A 16,389-nucleotide genomic window follows, 5' to 3' on the forward strand; every position below is an offset into this window, starting at 1 on the left:
CCCGCGTATCACCGACTGTCTCGTGGGAGCTGGCTTGCCAGCGAGCTTTTATGGCCCCAACAGCTCGCTGGCAAGCCAGCTCCCACAAGATCAGGACGCGGCCTGCGGCCGCTGCTACGAGTTTTGGCACGGGTATTGATTACTCACTCCGCAAGGATTGTTGAACAATCATCTCTCAGCGGAGCTTCCCGATGTCCAGACGTGCCAGCCTCACCCGTTCGCTTCTCGCCCTGTCCCTGCTTGCCGCCGCCCACGCCCAGGCCGACGAGGCTACGTTGCAGCCGCAACGCCTGAGCATCGGCTCGGACCTCACCTACCCGCCCTACACGTACCTGGCGCAAGGCAAGCCCGCCGGCTTCGACCCGGCGTTCATGACGCTGCTGGGCAGCCACCTGAACCTGCAGCCGCAGTTCGTCGACACGCGCTTCGCCAACCTGGTGATGGGCGTCAACGCGCGGCGCTTCGACCTGGTGGCCTCGGCGCTGTACGTGACGCCCGAGCGCGCCGCCCAGGTGGACTTCCTGCCCTACCTCAAGAGCGGCGCCTCGCTGATGGTGCGCAGTGACGACAGCTTCCGCCCCCAGCAGCCCCAGGACCTGTGCGGCAAGCGCGTGGCCTCGATCAAGGGCGGCTCGTGGATTCCCAAGCTGGCGGCCCTGTCGAAGGACTACTGCCAGGCCAACGGCCAGGCGCCGATCGATTCGCGTGAATTCCCCACCTCGCCGGAAGCCGCCCAGGCGCTGCTGGCCAAGGCCGTGGACGTGCAGTTCGAGGACGCCGCGGTGGCGCGCATCACCACCGACAAGCTCAAGGGCCGGGTCACCATCAGCTCCAACACGCTGATCTACCCCGTGGTCATCGGCCTGGCGGTGCGCAAGGGCAACGACGCCCTGCTGGGCGAACTGCGCCAGGGCTTCAGCGCCATGAAAGCCAGCGGCGAATACCAGACCCTGCTGACCCAGTACAACCTGGGCGAACCCAGCGCTGCCGAGATCGCCCAGGCCCTGGGCCAGAACCCGCAAGCCGCGCAGTAAACCGGAGTAATCCCCATGCAATTCGATTGGCATTACGCCGCCAGCCTGCTGGTCAACGGCGACTTCTGGAAGGCCGTGGGCACGGTGGTGCAACTGAGCCTGGAAACCTGGGTGCTGGGCATCGTGCTGGGCTTCGCCCTGGCCCTGGCCCGGCAATCGCCCAAGCGCGCGCTCAACCGCGCCGCCGCCCTGTACATCTGGTTCTTCCGCAGCCTGCCGCTGCTGGTGCTGCTGATTTTCGTCTACAACCTGCCCCAGGTGTTCCCAGCCACCAGCGTGCTGCTGTCCAACCCCTACGCCGCCGGGCTGATCGCCCTGGTGCTGAGCGAGGCTGCCTACATTGCCGAGATTCACCGTGGCGGCCTGCTGGCGGTGCACAAGGGCCAGCTGGAAGCCGGCAAGGCGCTGGGCATCCGCTACGGTGGCGTGCAGCGCCTGATCGTCATCCCGCAGGCGCTGCGGGTGGCGCTGCCGACCCTGGCCAACGAGTACATCACCATCGTCAAGCTGACCTCGCTGGTGTCGGTGATCTCGCTGTCGGAGATCCTGCTGGTGGGCCAGCAGCTCTACACGCAGAACTTCCTGGTGATGGAAACCATGCTCGCGGTGGCCTTCTACTACGTGCTGATTGTTACGGTGTTCAGCTACCTGCTGCGGCGCCTGGAGCGCTACCTGGACGTCAGCCAGCGCACGCCCCGCGCGGTGGCCGACAGCGCCGCCGGCACCGCCGTGCAACCGGCCACGCCGGTGCGCCTGGGCGAACACGCGCTGCGAGTGCGCGGCGCGCGCAAGCACTACGGCCCGCTGGAAGTGCTCAAGGGCATCGACCTGGACGTGCGCTTTGGCGAGGTGGTGTCGATCATCGGCCCTTCGGGTTCGGGCAAGACGACGCTGATACGTACGCTCAACGGCCTGGAAGGCCTGGACGCCGGCACCGTGGAGCTGTGCGGCGCGCCGTTCCTGCGTGGCAGCGGCGAGGCCGGCGGCGGCCTGGGGCCGCGGGTGCACATGACCGGCATCGTCCAGGTGGGCATGGTGTTCCAGGGCTTCAACCTGTTCCCGCACAAGACCGTGCTCGACAACGTGCTGCTCGCCCCACGCCACCACGGCCACGGCGCTGACGGCGACCTGCACGCCCTGGGCCTGGCACTGCTGAGCAAGGTGGGCCTGCGCGAGCACGCCGGCAAGTACCCGCACCAGCTGTCCGGCGGCCAGCAGCAGCGCGTGGCCATTGCCCGGGCCCTGGCCATGCGCCCGCAGGTGATGCTGTTCGACGAACCCACCTCGGCGCTGGACCCGGAGCTGGTGGGCGACGTGCTCAAGGTGATCGAAGACCTGGCCCGCGACGGCATGACCATGATCATCGTCACCCATGAAATGAAGTTCGCCTTTCAGGTCTCCGACCGCGTGGTGTTCATGGAGCGCGGGCAGATCGTGCAAACCGGGGCACCGCGCGAGCTGCTGGACAACCGCAGCGAACGCATGGGCCGCTTCCTCAAGGACGTACAGCTGGCATGAACCTTCCACTTCCCGAACACGCCAGCCAGGGCCTGTCCCTGGCCGACCAGGTGGCCCAGGAGCTGCGCGAAGACATCATCGGCGGCCGCCTGCTGTCGGGCATGGCCCTGGTCGAGGCCGACCTGGTGAACCGCTACAACGCCTCGCGCAACACCGTGCGCGAAGCCCTGCACCAACTGGGCCGCGAGGGCCTGGCTACCTACGTGCGCAACAAAGGCGTGATGGTGCGCCGCCTGGGCGTGGCCGAGGTGCGCGACCTGTTCCTGGTGCGCCGCACCCTGGAGATCCAGGCCATCCTGGGCAGCCAGCCGCTGCGCGAGTACCAGTCCGACCGCATGCTCGATGCCATCGAGGCCGCCGAGTTGGCCCGCGACCGTGAGGACTGGCAGGCGTTCGGCACCCACAGCCTGCGTTTCCACCAGCACATCGTGGGCCTGCTACGCAGCCCGCTGCTGGATGCGTTCTTCACCAACATCGCGGCGCAGATGCGCCTGGTGTTCGCCGTCGCCCCCGACGAGGCGAACTTCCAGCGCCCGTGGCTGGAGCGCGACCATGAAATCCATGACCTGCTCGCGGCCGGCCAGCGCCAGGCAGCCGCAGACAGCATGAACCGCTACCTCGACGATTCCGAGCACGCCCTGCTCGACCTGTTGAGCCACCCTACCCGTACCTGACGGAGAACCCCATGAAACCTGCCCCGCTTACCCAAGCTCCCCTCGACGCCGCGCAACGCAAGGCCATCAAGCCGGTGCTGTGTTACCCGGTCGAGACCCTGCCGCGCCCTGACATCGGCGCCTACCGCGCCTTGCGCGACGGTCTCACGCACGTCAGGACCGTGGTTGTGCCCGCCCGCGACGCCGCCACCTTCACCGTGCCGGCCGGCAGTTTTTTCCGCATTGTGTCCACCGAAGGCCCCCAGGTCGGCGACCTGAACCTGTTCAACCAGCATGACCTGACCGAGCGCTTCTACACCGGCAAGACCCGCGCCCTCAACGGCACGCACCTGGGGGTCGGCGACCAGCTGTTCTCGAGCTTCCCCACCCTGCGCCCCATGGCCACCATCACCCATGACACGCTCGACTGGTACGGTTTCGACGAGTTCGGCGGCTCGGTCCACGACGTGATCGGCACGCGCTGCGACCCTTACACCCATAACCTGCTCAGTGGCGGCGGCCAGTACCACCACTGCTGTCACTCGAACCTGACGCGCGCGCTGTCGACCTCTACCGGGCTGACCCTGCGCGACGCCGAGCCCCATGTGCATGATGTGCTGAACGTGTTCATGTGCACCGGCTTTACCCGCGACACCGGCCAGTACTTCATGAAGGCCAGCCCGGTGCAGCCTGGCGATTACCTGGAGTTCTTCGCCGAAATTGACCTGCTGGGCTGCCTGTCCGCCTGCCCGGGCGGCGACTGCTCGGCCGAGCACTCGTCGGACACGGCCAAATGCTATCCGCTGTTGGTGGAGATCTACGAAGCGGCGCAAACACCCGCAGGCTGGGTCGCGCCAAAGGTCAATGGCTACGACCGTAGCCATGGGGTGCAGGCGTAGGACGCCGCCCCGCGGCCGCTGCCTGTAGCAGCGGCCGCAGGCCGCGTCATGCCCGCAGCGCCTCAGCGGCGATGATAATGATGACGACGCTCCCACTCGCGACGGCGCTCGGCCTCACGGCGGGCCTGCTCGCGGCGCCACTGGGCACGCCGTACTTCTTCGCGATGGGAACGCCAGTGGCCGTCACGGCGGTGGTCGTCATACGCCAGCACCGCACCAGGCTGTTGGCTGGCCATGCCGAGCAGGTTCGGCCATGGGTTGGCGGCGCCTTGCACGGCGGCAGCCGGCGCCGGGGCCTGGATGGCAGGCGCAGGCATTTGCGTGGCACCGGCGGCACCCGCGGTCAGCAACGAAAGCAGGGCCGCGAGTACCATCGAAGGGCTATGGAATTTCATGGTCTGGAAATCTCTGATAAGGCAGTTGAGTCTGATGTGTCATTTTTGACACGAACCTCATCAGATAGACCGCAGGGTCAGCAAAAGTTCGCTGCAATTATGAAAAATATTAAATATTTTCAACAGGTTAGGAACTTTGCAGGGGTTACCAGAGTCTATGTAGGCTGATCCCCCCTCCCCGCTCAGCGCCGGTCCAGCACCCTGGCCAGCACGAACGTCGCCACCACCGCCAGCACCACCGCTGCCGCGATCGACGGCAACCCGCCCCACTCCAGCATGGTCAGTTCCAGCACCAGGTAAAAGCCCAGCACCCCGACACCGCCGATGGCGTTGCCGCGCACGATCTTGCTCATTTCCTGGCTACCGCCCTGGACGTGGGCGAACACCGCCAGCGGCCAGGCGATGACCGGGATCGGCGCCAGCATGCCGCTGGCGACGGGGCCCAGCCAGGTGGCGCTGGCAGTAATGGCCAGCAGCAACAGGGTGGCGGTCAGCATGCGCATCGGGATCACCCAGCGCGGCACCTGCACCAGGCGCGCCGGGGCGGCCTGGGGCTGGCCGCGGGTGACGATGATGATCGACGCCAGCAACGCCAGGGTAACCATTACCGACAGGGCCAGGCTGCCCAGGTGACTCATCAGCGCGGCCATCAGGCCGTAGGTGGCCAGGGCCGCCACGCACGCCACCGGCACGCGCGCCCGCTGGCCCACCACCACGTAACACAGGTAGGTGGCCTGCACCGCGCACAGCCCGGCCAGCGCGCCGGGAATGGCGCTCAGCGCGAAGCCGCTGCCCTGCTCCAGGGTCAGGAACAACATGATCAACGCCGAGGTCACCGGCAAGCCGGAGAGCAGGCCTGCAAGGCGAGTGCCCCAGCGGTTGCCGGCAAGGGAAATGGCGAGCATCAAGGCGGGGGTAACGCACAGTTTCAAGTAGAAGGCAGTCATGGCGGGGCTGGCAGATTCATGATTGGGAGGGCCTCCCGGCACGGGGCGCGCAGGGTTCGGCGCGCCCATGCTAATTCAATAAGGGGGCGGCAGACAGGCCATTATTGATAGTGCGGCAGGCACTTTATCAACCGCACTGATGTTTACTATCGAACCCACCGCCTGTCGGCCTGCCAACGCCGCCCCCTATAATTGCCTCCAATCTTTCCCCCCGCTTCGCCCGCCTGCTTCAGGCGGCTTTCCCCACTTGGAACCCAGTACCATGCCAAGCGCTAGCCAGGCCCCTCGCGGCCGTCCCGAACATAACCAACAGAGCGTGCTCCAGCAGTGGCTGGCGATACTCTCCGTCGCCGTGGGCGCCTTCGCCCTGGTGACCAGTGAATTCCTGCCCGTGGGCGTGCTCAACGACGTCGCCAGCGACCTGGGCATCAGCGCCGGCCATGCCGGCTTGATGGTGACTCTGCCGGGCATCATGGCCGCCCTCGCCGCCCCCCTGCTGTCGGTGGGCATCGGCGCCATGGACCGGCGCTACCTGCTGGTCGGCCTGACCCTGAACATGATCATCGCCAACGCCGTGGTGGCCTACGCCAGCGATTTCAGCCTGCTGCTGTTCGGCCGCGTGTTGCTGGGCATCAGCATCGGTGGTTTCTGGGCCACGGCCATCGCCCTCAGCGGCCGCCTGGCGCCCAAGGGCGTGGGCGTGGCCCAGGCCACCTCGATCATCATGGTCGGGGTCACCCTGGCCACCGTGCTGGGCGTACCGGTGGGCACCTGGCTCAGCGGCCTGATGGGCTGGCGCATGACCTTCCTGGTGACCGCCCTGGTGGGCGTGCCGGTGCTGTTGGCGCAGGTGTTGCTGCTGCCGCGGCTCAACCCCGACAAGGCGATTCGCGTCAGTGACCTGCCGGCGCTGTTCATCAACCCACAGGCGCGGGTTGGCCTGATTGCGGTGCTGCTGATCGGCCTGGCGCACTTTGCCGCGTACACCTACGTCGCGCCGTTCTTCAAGCAGAGCGCCGGCTTCGATGGGCCGACCATTGGCTCGCTGTTGCTGCTCTACGGCGTGGCCGGGGTGCTGGGCAACGTGTTCGCCGGCTTCGCCGCCAACCGCAGCGTGCGCCACACCCTGCTGCTGGTGGCGGTGATGATCGGCACCAGCACCGCCCTGTTCCCGCACTTCGCCACCGGCATGACCGGCGCGGCCATGCTGATCGGCCTGTGGGGCTTCGCCTTCGGTGCCTTCCCGGCCTGCGCCAGCATCTGGATGTTCGTGGTCGCGCCCAAGGACGTGGAACGCGGCATGCCGCTGTTCGTGGCGATGTTCCAGGTGATCATTGCCGTGGGCTCGTTCTTCGGCGGGCGCATCGTCGACCAGTTCGGCACCGCGATGCTGCTGAGCCTGGCCACGGCGCTGGTGGGCGCAGGCTTTGTAACGGTGCTGGTGCTGGGGCGTAGTGTCAGCAATGAGCTGGCGGTACAGCCTGGTTGATGCGGTGCCTGTGACGCGGCCTGCGGCTGCTGCTACGAGCCTGTAGCAACGGCCGCAGGCCGCGTCAGCCATCGGCCGCTGTACACACTCAAACCTATTCCGAGTCGATCAGGCTGTCGGTCTTCGCGCTGCCCTTGTCCCGCTCCACCTGGGCATCCTGGTCGGACCACGGGTTGCCGGGCGGCGGATCCCAGTCTACCGGGCGTTCGCCAGCCCCCTGTTTCGGCTCGGAACTGGCGTGCTCAAGCCCCGAGTCGTGGCCTTCGCCCGTCTCGGGCGTGTTGTCATCCGGCCCTGGATAAGCGGCTTCTGGTCCGTTGGTTGTGTTCACCATGATGATGACTCCCCTTGGGGGCGCGGGGTATCCGCGCCTATAGGTGGGAGGCTGGGGGAGCGGCGCAAGTGCCGCGGCGCCGACGGGTGGGCGGTGGGTGCCTATAGGCAACCAGCCGGTTCGCCGGCGATGCCGCCCTTGGCGAGCAATCGATCCATCGCCGGCTTCGCCTCGTTGTTGCCAGCCTGCACGGCGGCGCGGTAGCACGCCAGCGCACGCCGCACGTCGGGGGGCCCCAGGCGCCCTGACTCGAGCCCTTCGGCCAGGGAGCCCAGGGCTTGCGCATTGCCGGTCGCTGCGCCTTGCTCCAACACGGCCCGGGCTTGCGCCGGGGCGACGCAGGTGTCGGCGCCCGCCGGGTCGCCACCATCGCAGTAATACCACGCCAGCATGGCGGCCCTGTCGGGGTGCCCCTTCAGGGCCGCCAGGTAAAGCTTTTCCGTAGCGGCATAGCCCAGGTTAGGCGCCATTTCCGACATGCTCAGGCTGGCCGCGCTGTAGCTGGCATCCGGGTCACCCGAACCGGCAGCGCACACCCAGTATTCTTCCGCTGCCTGGAAAAACTCGGCCGTCAACGGGTAACGCTCAGGGCCGCCAAGCTGCCCGTAGACATCCGCCCGGGCGGCGCAGCGCTGTTCAGCCAGTGACATGCCGGCGGTGCCGGGCAACTTCAACTGCGCATCGCGTACCGACCAGTCCTCGATACCCGTGAGCACCCAGCAGCGCTCGTGGGCGAAGGTGTAGACCTTGATGTTGCCCAGGCCTGCGCGCTTGTCGGTGTAGGTGGCAGACAGGCCATCAGCCGCCAGGTTGATCGAGTCCAGCGGCGGGTGCGCGATAGCGGTCATGAGCGGAAACTTCAGCGCCCGGCTGTCCACCAACGGCTGGTAGGGCACGACGCCTGCGGCGGTAGGCACCAGGTGCAACGCGCGCACGTGGTGCTTGAGGAAAGCGGATTGCAGGCCAATGTCCGCCGAAAACGCTGGCAGAAATTGCTCGAAACGCTGGGACGGGCAGACACTGGCGACGTTTGCCTGCGCCCAACCGGCCATTGGCCAACAAAACGATAACGCCAGGGCGAGACGCCACTGCCGTGTGAAAGCTGTCATATGATTTCCCTATCCATGTCTATCCAGCCGCAGGCCCTGCCACCGGCGCTGCGCTGGCCAGCGCAGCCTTCGGCAGCGGCGACGGTCTGGGGCCGCATCAGTACCCGTGAAACTCCCTGAACAGCTGCCCCTTATGATATTCCACCCACTCCACCACGTCGAAAGGCAGGTACAGCTGCTGCCGCGCCCGGGAAATGGCGATGTACACCGCGCAGATCCGCTCGTCGAAGGCGTAGGCGTCCTTGAACTGCACCGTGGTCAGCAGCTCGGGGGTCAGCAGCACGCGGTCGAACTCCATGCCGCCGGCGTCCTGCGCCATCAACAGCACGCAGCCTTTGCCGGCCTGCACCTGCAAGCGGTTCAGGCGGGTGATGTCGGCCAGGTTGAAGCCCTTCTCCAGCGCTGACTCCACCCACAGGAAGGCTTCATCGTACTGATGGGCCTCGCGCACCTGGCGCCAGTCCAGCAGCTCGTTGAAATCCGCGTGGCCGGCCTGGTCACGGCTGTAGAACGCGGGCTTGAACAGGGTGATGGCCGTGGTCATGAACAGCTGCAGGTCGGCCTGGGCAGCCTTGTCCGGCAGGCTGAAGGCACAGTTGGCCTGCTCCAGCTGCATGGCCCAGCGCATGGTGTCCCAGCGCGAGGCCGTCAGCACCGCACAGCCGTCAGGCGGCACGAAGCCCTCGGGATAATGCTCCACTCCCACGTCAGCGTTGCGGGCGCCCTCGAAGTACACCTTGCTCTTGGCCGAGTGCCGGGAGATCAGCGGGTTGACCAGGCGCTCGACGTTGCGCCCCGAACGCACCGAATAGCTCAGGTCACTCTTGCGCACCTCGCGCGTGCGCCGCACGGTGGCCCCCTTGACCTGCTGGTACTCGTCGCCCAGGGTGATCAACACCTGCTTGCCGCGCTCGATGATCTGCAACAGCGACGCGGGAATGTCCTGGCTTTCGTCGATCAGCACATGGGTGAAGCGCGCCGGCACCACGCTGCCTGCCAGGCTGGCCCGCTTGATCATCAGCAACGTGGCGAAGTCGCCCCGCCCGGCCCACGCCGGGTTCGCGTCCAGGTAGCTCCACAGGCGACTGGCGTATTCGAGCAACACCTGGGTGTCGGTGCTGCTCAGCGCCTGCTGGAAATGCGGCAGGTGGCCGGCGCCCAGGCTGTAGTCCCTGGAGCCCGAATACCGCGCCAGCACCTTGATGCACAGGTTCAGCGTGGCCTGGGCGTCGTAGCCGCGAAAGCCCAGGATATTCAGCTCCAACGCCAGCGCCTGCCCGGTCGGCAGCCCGGCCACCTTGTTCGGCGGGCGAAACCTGGAGTGCTTGAGCAGCGCATAGGCAAAGCCTTCGAAGGTGGCCCCCGCTTTCCTGTCCCGCGGCCCGCCCATGTGGCCACGCAACACCTCGAGCTTGCCCGACGTGCGCGCCAGCACCAGGGTGGCCTCCGGGGTGAGGAACTCCAGCAGGGCCCCCAGCAGGTGGCTCTTGCCCACCCCCGCGTAGCCTTGCACATGCAAATCCTCGCCCAGGTTGGCGCGGAAGGTGCGCACCAGCTTGTCCTGGGCGTCGCTCAGCCAGCGCTCCCGGTGCCGCGCCGTCACCACCTGCTCGCGGTACGGGTTGTTCGCCTGGTGGTGGCGCACACTGAAGCAGTTGTCCCACTCGCCGCCCGGCAGCAGGTAGGCCTGCGCCGCCACCTCCTCGGCCTCGAGGAACCGCAACGGCAGCTGCTTGATGGCCTCAAGGCCGTAGTACAGCTTGCCCTGGTCGAACAGCCGCTGCGCCTCGCCCAGCAGGCCCGCCGGCTGCTTCGCCGCGGCCGCCCAGGCGATCAGCCGGGCCAGCACCTTCTCGACGCCGGCGGCGTTGAGGTCTTTTTCCGCGGCCTGGGCCAGGTTCTGGATCACCAGCACGGCCGCCAGTTCCGGGGCACTCAGGGCGGCAAGCCCGGCCGCGCCGTCGTCGGCCAGCAGGCGTGTGCAGGTCTCCTGGGTAACAGGCAGGAACAGGGGGCTGGACAGGTCAAGATGTTCGGGGTGCATGTACGCTCATTGCCAAACAGGACGGCTTGCGGCGGCATTTGTCGCCTGGCGCCTTGGGTAGGCGTGGAAGTATGCCACTTCCGTCCACGGACACTGAGGCTCTGGGGAGGAAATTATCTCGACAGAACGTTTCAACTGCGTCGCCGGCGGCAGCGTCTATGGTGTAGGGGTGACCAGGAGTAATTACCCATGACAACGCAAACACTCACGGTCAACGGCCTGCAACTGCACGTCTCGGTCCGCGGCCAGGGCGCACCGCTGCTGTTGCTCAACGGCCTGGGCGGCTTGATGCCGACCTTCGACCCGCTGCGCGACGAGCTGGCGGACTACACCACCCTCACCCTCGACGTGCCCGGCGTCGGCCAATCCCAGGCGCCCCGCTGGCCCCTGCGCCTGCCCGGCCATGCCGAAGTGATTGCCGGGATGCTCACGCAGCTGGGCCTGGAGCAGGTCGATGTGTTCGGCGTGAGTTGGGGCGGCGCCCTGGCGCAGGAGTTCGCCCTGCGCTACCCGGCCCGGGTACGCCGGCTTATCCTGGCCGCCACCTCGGCCGGCCCGGCAATGTGGGTGAAGCCAGGCGACGTGCTGGACTTTCTCGGCCGCGGCAGCAACGTCAAGGGGCAGCCAGAAAAAGGCTCGCGCAACTCACTGAAGTCGCTGCTGCACTTCGGCGTGACCAAAGGCATGCTCACCGCCAACCCCGGCGCCTACTACTACCAACTGGCCGCCCTGGCGGGCTGGACCAGCCTGCTGCGGCTGCACCGGCTGCGCCAGCCCACGCTGATTCTTGCCGGTGATCGCGACACCCTGGTCCAGCCCTACAACGCGCGCATCCTGCGGCGTGCCATTAAGGGTGCCGAAGTGCGGGTGATGGAGGACGAGGGGCATTTTTTCGTGGTGACGCGTGCAAGGGAGACGGCGGAGGTGGTGCGGGCGTTTTTGTGTCGGGAGGGGGGTGATGAGGCGTTGCGGGGTTCGGTGTTCGTCGGCGGCTGAGGCTGTCATGCGCTGGGCGGGGTCCGCGGCAACTGGACGCGAGCCTGGGAGCGGACGGGCGCGATGAACCAATTGCATTTCAATATCAAACTCTCAATAATCCGCCCGCAAATGATATAAGTTCTCTTTCGCCAGTATTTCTCAGGTAAGTCACCTCAATGTCGAACCCGCCTTCTGCGTCTGTCGAGCGCCTGTATGCTGAGCACAACGCCTGGTTGCGTCACTGGCTGGGCTGGCGCCTGGGGTCGAGTGTCGATGCGGCGGACCTGGCGCAGGACACCTTTGTGCGCCTGCTGCTGAAGCCTGTGCAGCCTGTTTTCGACAACGCACTGGCCGCTCGCGGCTATCTTCGCAAGATCGCGAATGGCATGTGCATCAACCTCTGGCAGCGACGAGAGATCGAACAGGCCTGGCTCGACACCCTGGCCGCTCAACCGGAGCGCTACGCGCCGTCGGCAGAACAGAGTGCGGCCGTGTTGCAAGCCTTGCAGGAGGTCGGGCGGATGCTGATCGAGCTCCCCGCCAAAGCCGCGCAGGCGTTTGTACTGGCGGTGGTGTGTCAAATGACTGACCGCGAAGTGGCCGCCCAGCTGGGTGTGTCCGATCGCATGGTGCGCAAGTACGTGGCGCGGGCGATGCTGGGCTGCCTGCAGCTGCAGGCGGCGTCTGAAGCCACGGCGCTCTGTGCCGAGACACCCTGCTGATGCCTGGCCAACCCGGGTTCAAGGTCATGGAGCAAGCGGCCGAGTGGTACGCCGAATTACGCTGTGGCGAAGCCGGCCCGGCGCAGCGAGCGGCTTGGCATCAATGGGTTGAGGCAGACCCAGCCCATCGGGTGGCATGGGAGGCAGTGCAATCCATCAGCCTGCGCTTCGACCCCTTGCACAAGTTGCCGGACCGCCGTCGCGCTGCCGACGATCTGTTGCTGGCGCACCAGCGGGTAAGGCGCCGCGCAGTGTTGCGTAGCCTTGGTTTACTCGCCGGCATAGGTGCCTTCTGGTCGAGCTGGCGCCTGACGCCGCTGCCCACCTGGGGTGCCAGCCTGGTCGCCGATTACCGCAGCGGCATCGGCGAGCTGAGGCACGTGCAATTGGCGGATGGCAGCGGCGTGTGGCTAAACACCACGACTGCTTTTGACATTGACTTCTCGGGCAGCCATCGCCTGGTGCACCTGCTCATGGGCGAGGTGCTGATCGAGACTGCACACGATGCCGAGCGGCCGTTTATTGTCAGGACCGCGCAAGGTCGCTTCCGCGCGTTGGGCACCGAATTCAGCGTACGGCTGCACGACCAGGCCACCGAGCTGACGGTGTTCGCGGGCGCTGTTGAAGTCAGCCGTGCCGACAGCAGTGAGAACCGGGTCGTTCAGGCGGGTCGCCGGCAGAGCGTCGCGGTGGGCCCGCTGCCACCGACTGCCCCGGCAGACCTTGCAAGGCGGGCATGGTCTGGGGGCATGTTGCTGGCCCAGGACATTCCTCTGGGCCAGGTGCTCGACGAACTGTCGAGCTATTGGTTCGGCCACATCGCCATAGATCCTGCGGTGGCGCAGTTGAATGTCTTCGGCACCCTGCCGGTGCGTGATGTCGACGCCGCGCTTTCCATCCTCGCCTCGTCCCTGCCGATCAACGTTGACCGGCGCATGCCCTGGTGGATCACCATCAGCGCCAGCAACAGCAAGCCCTGAAGATTTTTTTCAATACGGTTCCGCTTTTCAGGGCCTCGCCGGGTTTAGGAGTGAACCCAACCCATCTCATCGTCTTGAGGACAAGGAACCGATGTTTTATCGTCCCCGTTGCGCCCCCCTAGGTTTGTGCGCTTCCCTGCTGACCTTCGCCGCCTGCTCATTGCCCAGCGCCATGACCCTGGCCGCTGAAACGGCAACCCGCGAGTACGACATACCCTCCGGCCCGCTCAGCAACGTGCTGTCGCGCTTCGCCGCTGAATCAGGCATTTATCTGGTGGGCATGAGCGAGATGGCGCAGGGACGCAGCAGCCAGGGCCTGCATGGCCGCTATGACGTCAACGCCGGGCTGACGATGCTGCTGGCCAGTACCGGGCTCACGGCGCAGGTGATCGGTAACAATGAATACCGGTTGCAAGTGGCAGACGTCTCCGCCCTGGAGCTGGCTGCAACCAACATCAACGGTCGGTTGGGCTCGGTCACCGAAGGTACGGGGTCCTACACCACCGGTGCGATCACACTGGGTAAAGGTGAGCACAGCATCAAGGAGACACCGCAATCGGTGACCGTCATTACCCGCAAGCGTATGGATGACCAAAACCTCAACACCATCGATCAGGTGATGGAGCAGACGCCCGGCGTTACTGTGTCCGGCTCGCCCATGGGGGGAAAATATTTCTACTCCCGCGGTTTCAAGATGGACGCGCCGTTCCAGTTCGATGGTGTACCGCTGGACATCGGCGGCAACTACGTCCAGGCCAACAGCTTCAGCAGCGACATGGCATTCTACGATCACGTCGAATTCCTGCGAGGGGCCGCAGGCATGATGCAAGGCGCCGGCACGCCGGCCGGCGCGGTCAACCTGGTGCGCAAACGCGGCCAGGCCACACCTTCCACCACCCTCACCCTATCGGGCGGGACGTGGGACAACTACCGCACGCAGGTTGATGTGGGCGGCCCTCTCAACGCGGATGGCACCCTGCGCGGCCGTGCCATCGTGGGCGAGCAAAGCCGGCATTACTTTTACGACTACGGCAAGCGCGAGGACCAGGTGGCCTACGGCGCGCTGGACTATGACTTCAACGACGACACCACCGCGGGTATCGGCATAGCTTACGAGAAGCTGCAGGCCACTCCTTGCTTCGGCGGCCTGCCCAGCTACAGCGATGGCTCTGACATCAAGCTCAAGCGCTCGACCTGCCTGGGCGCCAGTTGGAACCACTGGGACAGTGAACGCACCACAGTCTTTGCCGACGTCAAACACCGCCTCAACGATGACTGGAGCACACGCCTTGCCGGGGTCTACTCCCACAACCTGCAGGACATGAAATACGTACAAGGCATAGGCGTCGGTACCGTCGCGCCAGGTGCGACGTCCTCCTCGATCCAGTCCATTGCCGGGCTGTTTGACTACGACTCGGTTGACTATGGTTTCGATGGCTACCTGGACGGCAAATTCCGCGCCTGGGGCCTCGAGCATGAGCTGACCCTTGGCGCCAACACCAGCTACTCCCACAGCCATGACACCTGGGCGCTGGCGTTCATGCAGCAACGCTCGGACGTGTTCAACCCCACCCACTTCGTCGAGCCCAGCGACAGCTATATCATCAACAACAGCTACCGTGGCGGCTGGCCGTACCCCAGCAAGACCACCGTCAAGCAGCAAGGGCTCTACGCCAACCTGCGCGTGAAACTCGCCCAGCCACTGACCGTGGTACTGGGCGCCCGCGTCAGCGACTGGCACTACACCAATGACAGCCACGCATATGGCGTTGCACCTGCCGACGAGCGCAGGGAAACCGGCCAAGTCACGCCCTTTGCCGGCATTCTCTTCGACCTGACGCCCAACCTGACGCTGTACGCCAGCTACGCCGACGTCTTTCAACCACAATCCTACACCGACGCCAGCGGCAAGGTGCTGGACCCCAAGACCGGCAAGAACTACGAACTGGGTATCAAGGGCGAGTGGTTCGACGGTGGGCTCAATGGCTCGATGAGCCTGTTCCGCACCTATCAGGAACACGCCGCCGTGGCGGTCAACGATGCCTCGATCTGCGCCTCCTGCTCTATCGACACTGGCAAGGTTCGCGCGCAAGGCGTCGAGATGGAACTCAACGGATCGCCCCTGGAACGTCTCCAGGTCAGCGCGGGCTACACCTACACCACCACCGAAACGTTAAGCCCAGTGCGCAGCGTGAACGTCGCGGTGAGTGATGGCACCACGTACAACACGCTCATTCCGCGTCATTCGTTGCGCCTGTGGAGCGACTACCAACTGGCCGGCGACCTGAGCCGCTGGACCCTGGGCGGCGGCGTGACTGCACAAAGCGACATCTCTCGCCTCTCCAGCACCATCAAGACCGAGCAGGCCGGCTATGCGCTGTGGAGCGCCCGGCTGCAATACCGCATCGACGACCATTGGAGCGTCGCGCTCAACGGTAACAACCTCTTCGACAAGACCTATTACGCGACCATCGGCGACCGCACTGGCGGTAACTACTACGGTGATCCGCGCAACTATATGGTGACGTTGAAAGGGAACTTCTAGACCGCGTAGGCATGCTGGCGGCAGACGCTGGCATGTCACTTGGCGAAAGGCGGCTGTGGGTTGAAAGCAACCGTCGGCGGAGGATGCTGTCGGTCAGAAGCCGCCCCTCCGTCGACGCCGGTTATCAGCCTTGCCACAGCTTGGAACCGAGGTGTTCGGTGCTGCCAACCTGGTTTTTGATAGTCTTGCCCCTTCCGCTTTCAAGGCATGAGCCGGCATGAATATCATCAGCGCAACGATGCACCAATCGAAACACGCTACGGCCCCCCACCCGGTTTTCACGCTTGACTCCATTCCACTGGACAACTGGATCAAAGGCATCGCGTATGACAGCGCGGGCAATGACATCACCGAGGGTCTGGTCCCTGCACAAGGTTGGTTGATTGACGACGACCACCTTCGATACGCATGGCAAGTGCTCGAACCCGGCGCACAAGACGGCTCGACGATCGTGCCGCTGTTGGTCTGCGCGGATGACATGGATTTGAGCTGTACGGTCGCGGTAGTGGAGCAAGTAATAAGCGGCGACATTGTCAGCTGGACGCGTTTTGGTAGAGCACTCGACACCATTTCCGGCGTGATCACCGCCGTGAACTGGAACGAGACCAATCAACGAGCCTCATTCCACAGGGGTCAATTTCAAGACGCCTTGGCAGAATTCAAAAGGTTGACTGAGTATGCGTGGGCTTGAGCATGATTCGGCGCGCTTCGGCGGTTTAGCAGGGAGACGTGCATGACGCCG

The 16,389-nt window shown here is 65.4% G+C and carries 15 protein-coding genes; 10 read left to right on the top strand and 5 right to left on the bottom strand.

The window, feature by feature from the left end; genetic code table 11:
• The first annotated feature begins 191 nt into the window (after positions 1–191).
• The 4 genes from ACWKWX_RS30815 to ACWKWX_RS30830 are packed head-to-tail and all read left to right on the top strand — an operon-like array spanning position 192 to position 4,104.
• Positions 192–1,034, top strand: coding sequence for a transporter substrate-binding domain-containing protein (locus tag ACWKWX_RS30815; protein ID WP_483829722.1), 843 nt, complete (start codon positions 192–194; stop codon positions 1,032–1,034).
• A 15-nt stretch (positions 1,035–1,049) separates the two neighbouring features.
• Complete coding sequence (locus tag ACWKWX_RS30820; RefSeq protein ID WP_483829723.1) at positions 1,050–2,552, top strand: amino acid ABC transporter permease/ATP-binding protein; 1,503 nt, start codon at positions 1,050–1,052, stop codon at positions 2,550–2,552.
• Positions 2,549–3,226 carry a GntR family transcriptional regulator gene (locus ACWKWX_RS30825; protein WP_416425005.1) on the top strand — a complete coding sequence of 226 codons (678 nt, stop codon included), beginning with the start codon at positions 2,549–2,551 and terminating at the stop codon, positions 3,224–3,226. Before ACWKWX_RS30820 ends, ACWKWX_RS30825 begins: the two co-directional genes overlap by 4 nt.
• 11 nt (positions 3,227–3,237) lie before the next feature.
• Positions 3,238–4,104: an urea carboxylase-associated family protein gene (locus tag ACWKWX_RS30830; protein ID WP_483829724.1), complete on the top strand. Its 867-nt coding sequence runs from the start codon at positions 3,238–3,240 to the stop codon at positions 4,102–4,104.
• Between the two features lie 62 nt (positions 4,105–4,166).
• On the opposite strand, the gene ACWKWX_RS30835 is transcribed toward ACWKWX_RS30830, so the two are convergent.
• A complete protein-coding gene (locus tag ACWKWX_RS30835; protein ID WP_473002926.1) occupies positions 4,167–4,421 on the bottom strand; it encodes a hypothetical protein in 255 nt (84 codons plus the stop codon).
• Between the two features lie 260 nt (positions 4,422–4,681).
• Positions 4,682–5,446, bottom strand: coding sequence for a hypothetical protein (locus tag ACWKWX_RS30840; RefSeq protein WP_473002928.1), 765 nt, complete (start codon positions 5,444–5,446; stop codon positions 4,682–4,684).
• 262 nt (positions 5,447–5,708) lie between these two features.
• Here ACWKWX_RS30840 and ACWKWX_RS30845 point away from each other — a divergent pair, with 262 nt between their 5' ends.
• Positions 5,709–6,935, top strand: a complete 1,227-nt coding sequence (locus ACWKWX_RS30845) for an MFS transporter (protein WP_416425009.1) — start codon at positions 5,709–5,711, stop codon at positions 6,933–6,935.
• Between the two features lie 94 nt (positions 6,936–7,029).
• Here the strand turns inward: ACWKWX_RS30845 and ACWKWX_RS30850 are convergent, their stop codons facing one another.
• The 3 genes from ACWKWX_RS30850 to ACWKWX_RS30860 all read right to left on the bottom strand — a co-directional run bounded on the left by ACWKWX_RS30850 (position 7,030) and on the right by ACWKWX_RS30860 (position 10,422).
• On the bottom strand, positions 7,030–7,269 hold the full coding sequence (locus ACWKWX_RS30850) for a hypothetical protein (RefSeq protein ID WP_483829725.1): 240 nt from the start codon (positions 7,267–7,269) through the stop codon (positions 7,030–7,032).
• A gap of 101 nt (positions 7,270–7,370) precedes the next feature.
• Complete coding sequence (locus ACWKWX_RS30855; protein WP_483829726.1) at positions 7,371–8,321, bottom strand: SEL1-like repeat protein; 951 nt, start codon at positions 8,319–8,321, stop codon at positions 7,371–7,373.
• Between the two features lie 154 nt (positions 8,322–8,475).
• The gene (locus tag ACWKWX_RS30860; RefSeq protein WP_483829727.1) at positions 8,476–10,422 is read right to left on the bottom strand and encodes a hypothetical protein; all 1,947 of its coding nucleotides are present in this window, start codon (positions 10,420–10,422) and stop codon (positions 8,476–8,478) included.
• 189 nt (positions 10,423–10,611) lie between these two features.
• On the opposite strand from ACWKWX_RS30860, the gene ACWKWX_RS30865 reads away from it, so the two are divergent.
• The 5 genes from ACWKWX_RS30865 to ACWKWX_RS30885 all read left to right on the top strand — a co-directional run bounded on the left by ACWKWX_RS30865 (position 10,612) and on the right by ACWKWX_RS30885 (position 16,338).
• Positions 10,612–11,418, top strand: a complete 807-nt coding sequence (locus ACWKWX_RS30865) for an alpha/beta fold hydrolase (RefSeq protein ID WP_483829728.1) — start codon at positions 10,612–10,614, stop codon at positions 11,416–11,418.
• A 158-nt stretch (positions 11,419–11,576) separates the two neighbouring features.
• Positions 11,577–12,122: a sigma-70 family RNA polymerase sigma factor gene (locus ACWKWX_RS30870; protein WP_483829729.1), complete on the top strand. Its 546-nt coding sequence runs from the start codon at positions 11,577–11,579 to the stop codon at positions 12,120–12,122.
• Between the two features lie 26 nt (positions 12,123–12,148).
• Complete coding sequence (locus ACWKWX_RS30875) at positions 12,149–13,102, top strand: FecR domain-containing protein (RefSeq protein WP_483829730.1); 954 nt, start codon at positions 12,149–12,151, stop codon at positions 13,100–13,102.
• A gap of 91 nt (positions 13,103–13,193) precedes the next feature.
• Complete coding sequence (locus ACWKWX_RS30880) at positions 13,194–15,647, top strand: TonB-dependent siderophore receptor (RefSeq protein ID WP_483829731.1); 2,454 nt, start codon at positions 13,194–13,196, stop codon at positions 15,645–15,647.
• A gap of 217 nt (positions 15,648–15,864) precedes the next feature.
• Positions 15,865–16,338 carry a hypothetical protein gene (locus ACWKWX_RS30885; RefSeq protein WP_416425017.1) on the top strand — a complete coding sequence of 158 codons (474 nt, stop codon included), beginning with the start codon at positions 15,865–15,867 and terminating at the stop codon, positions 16,336–16,338.
• Positions 16,339–16,389: the final 51 nt, after the last annotated feature.

It is taken from the genome of Pseudomonas imperatae (genome assembly GCF_057128625.1).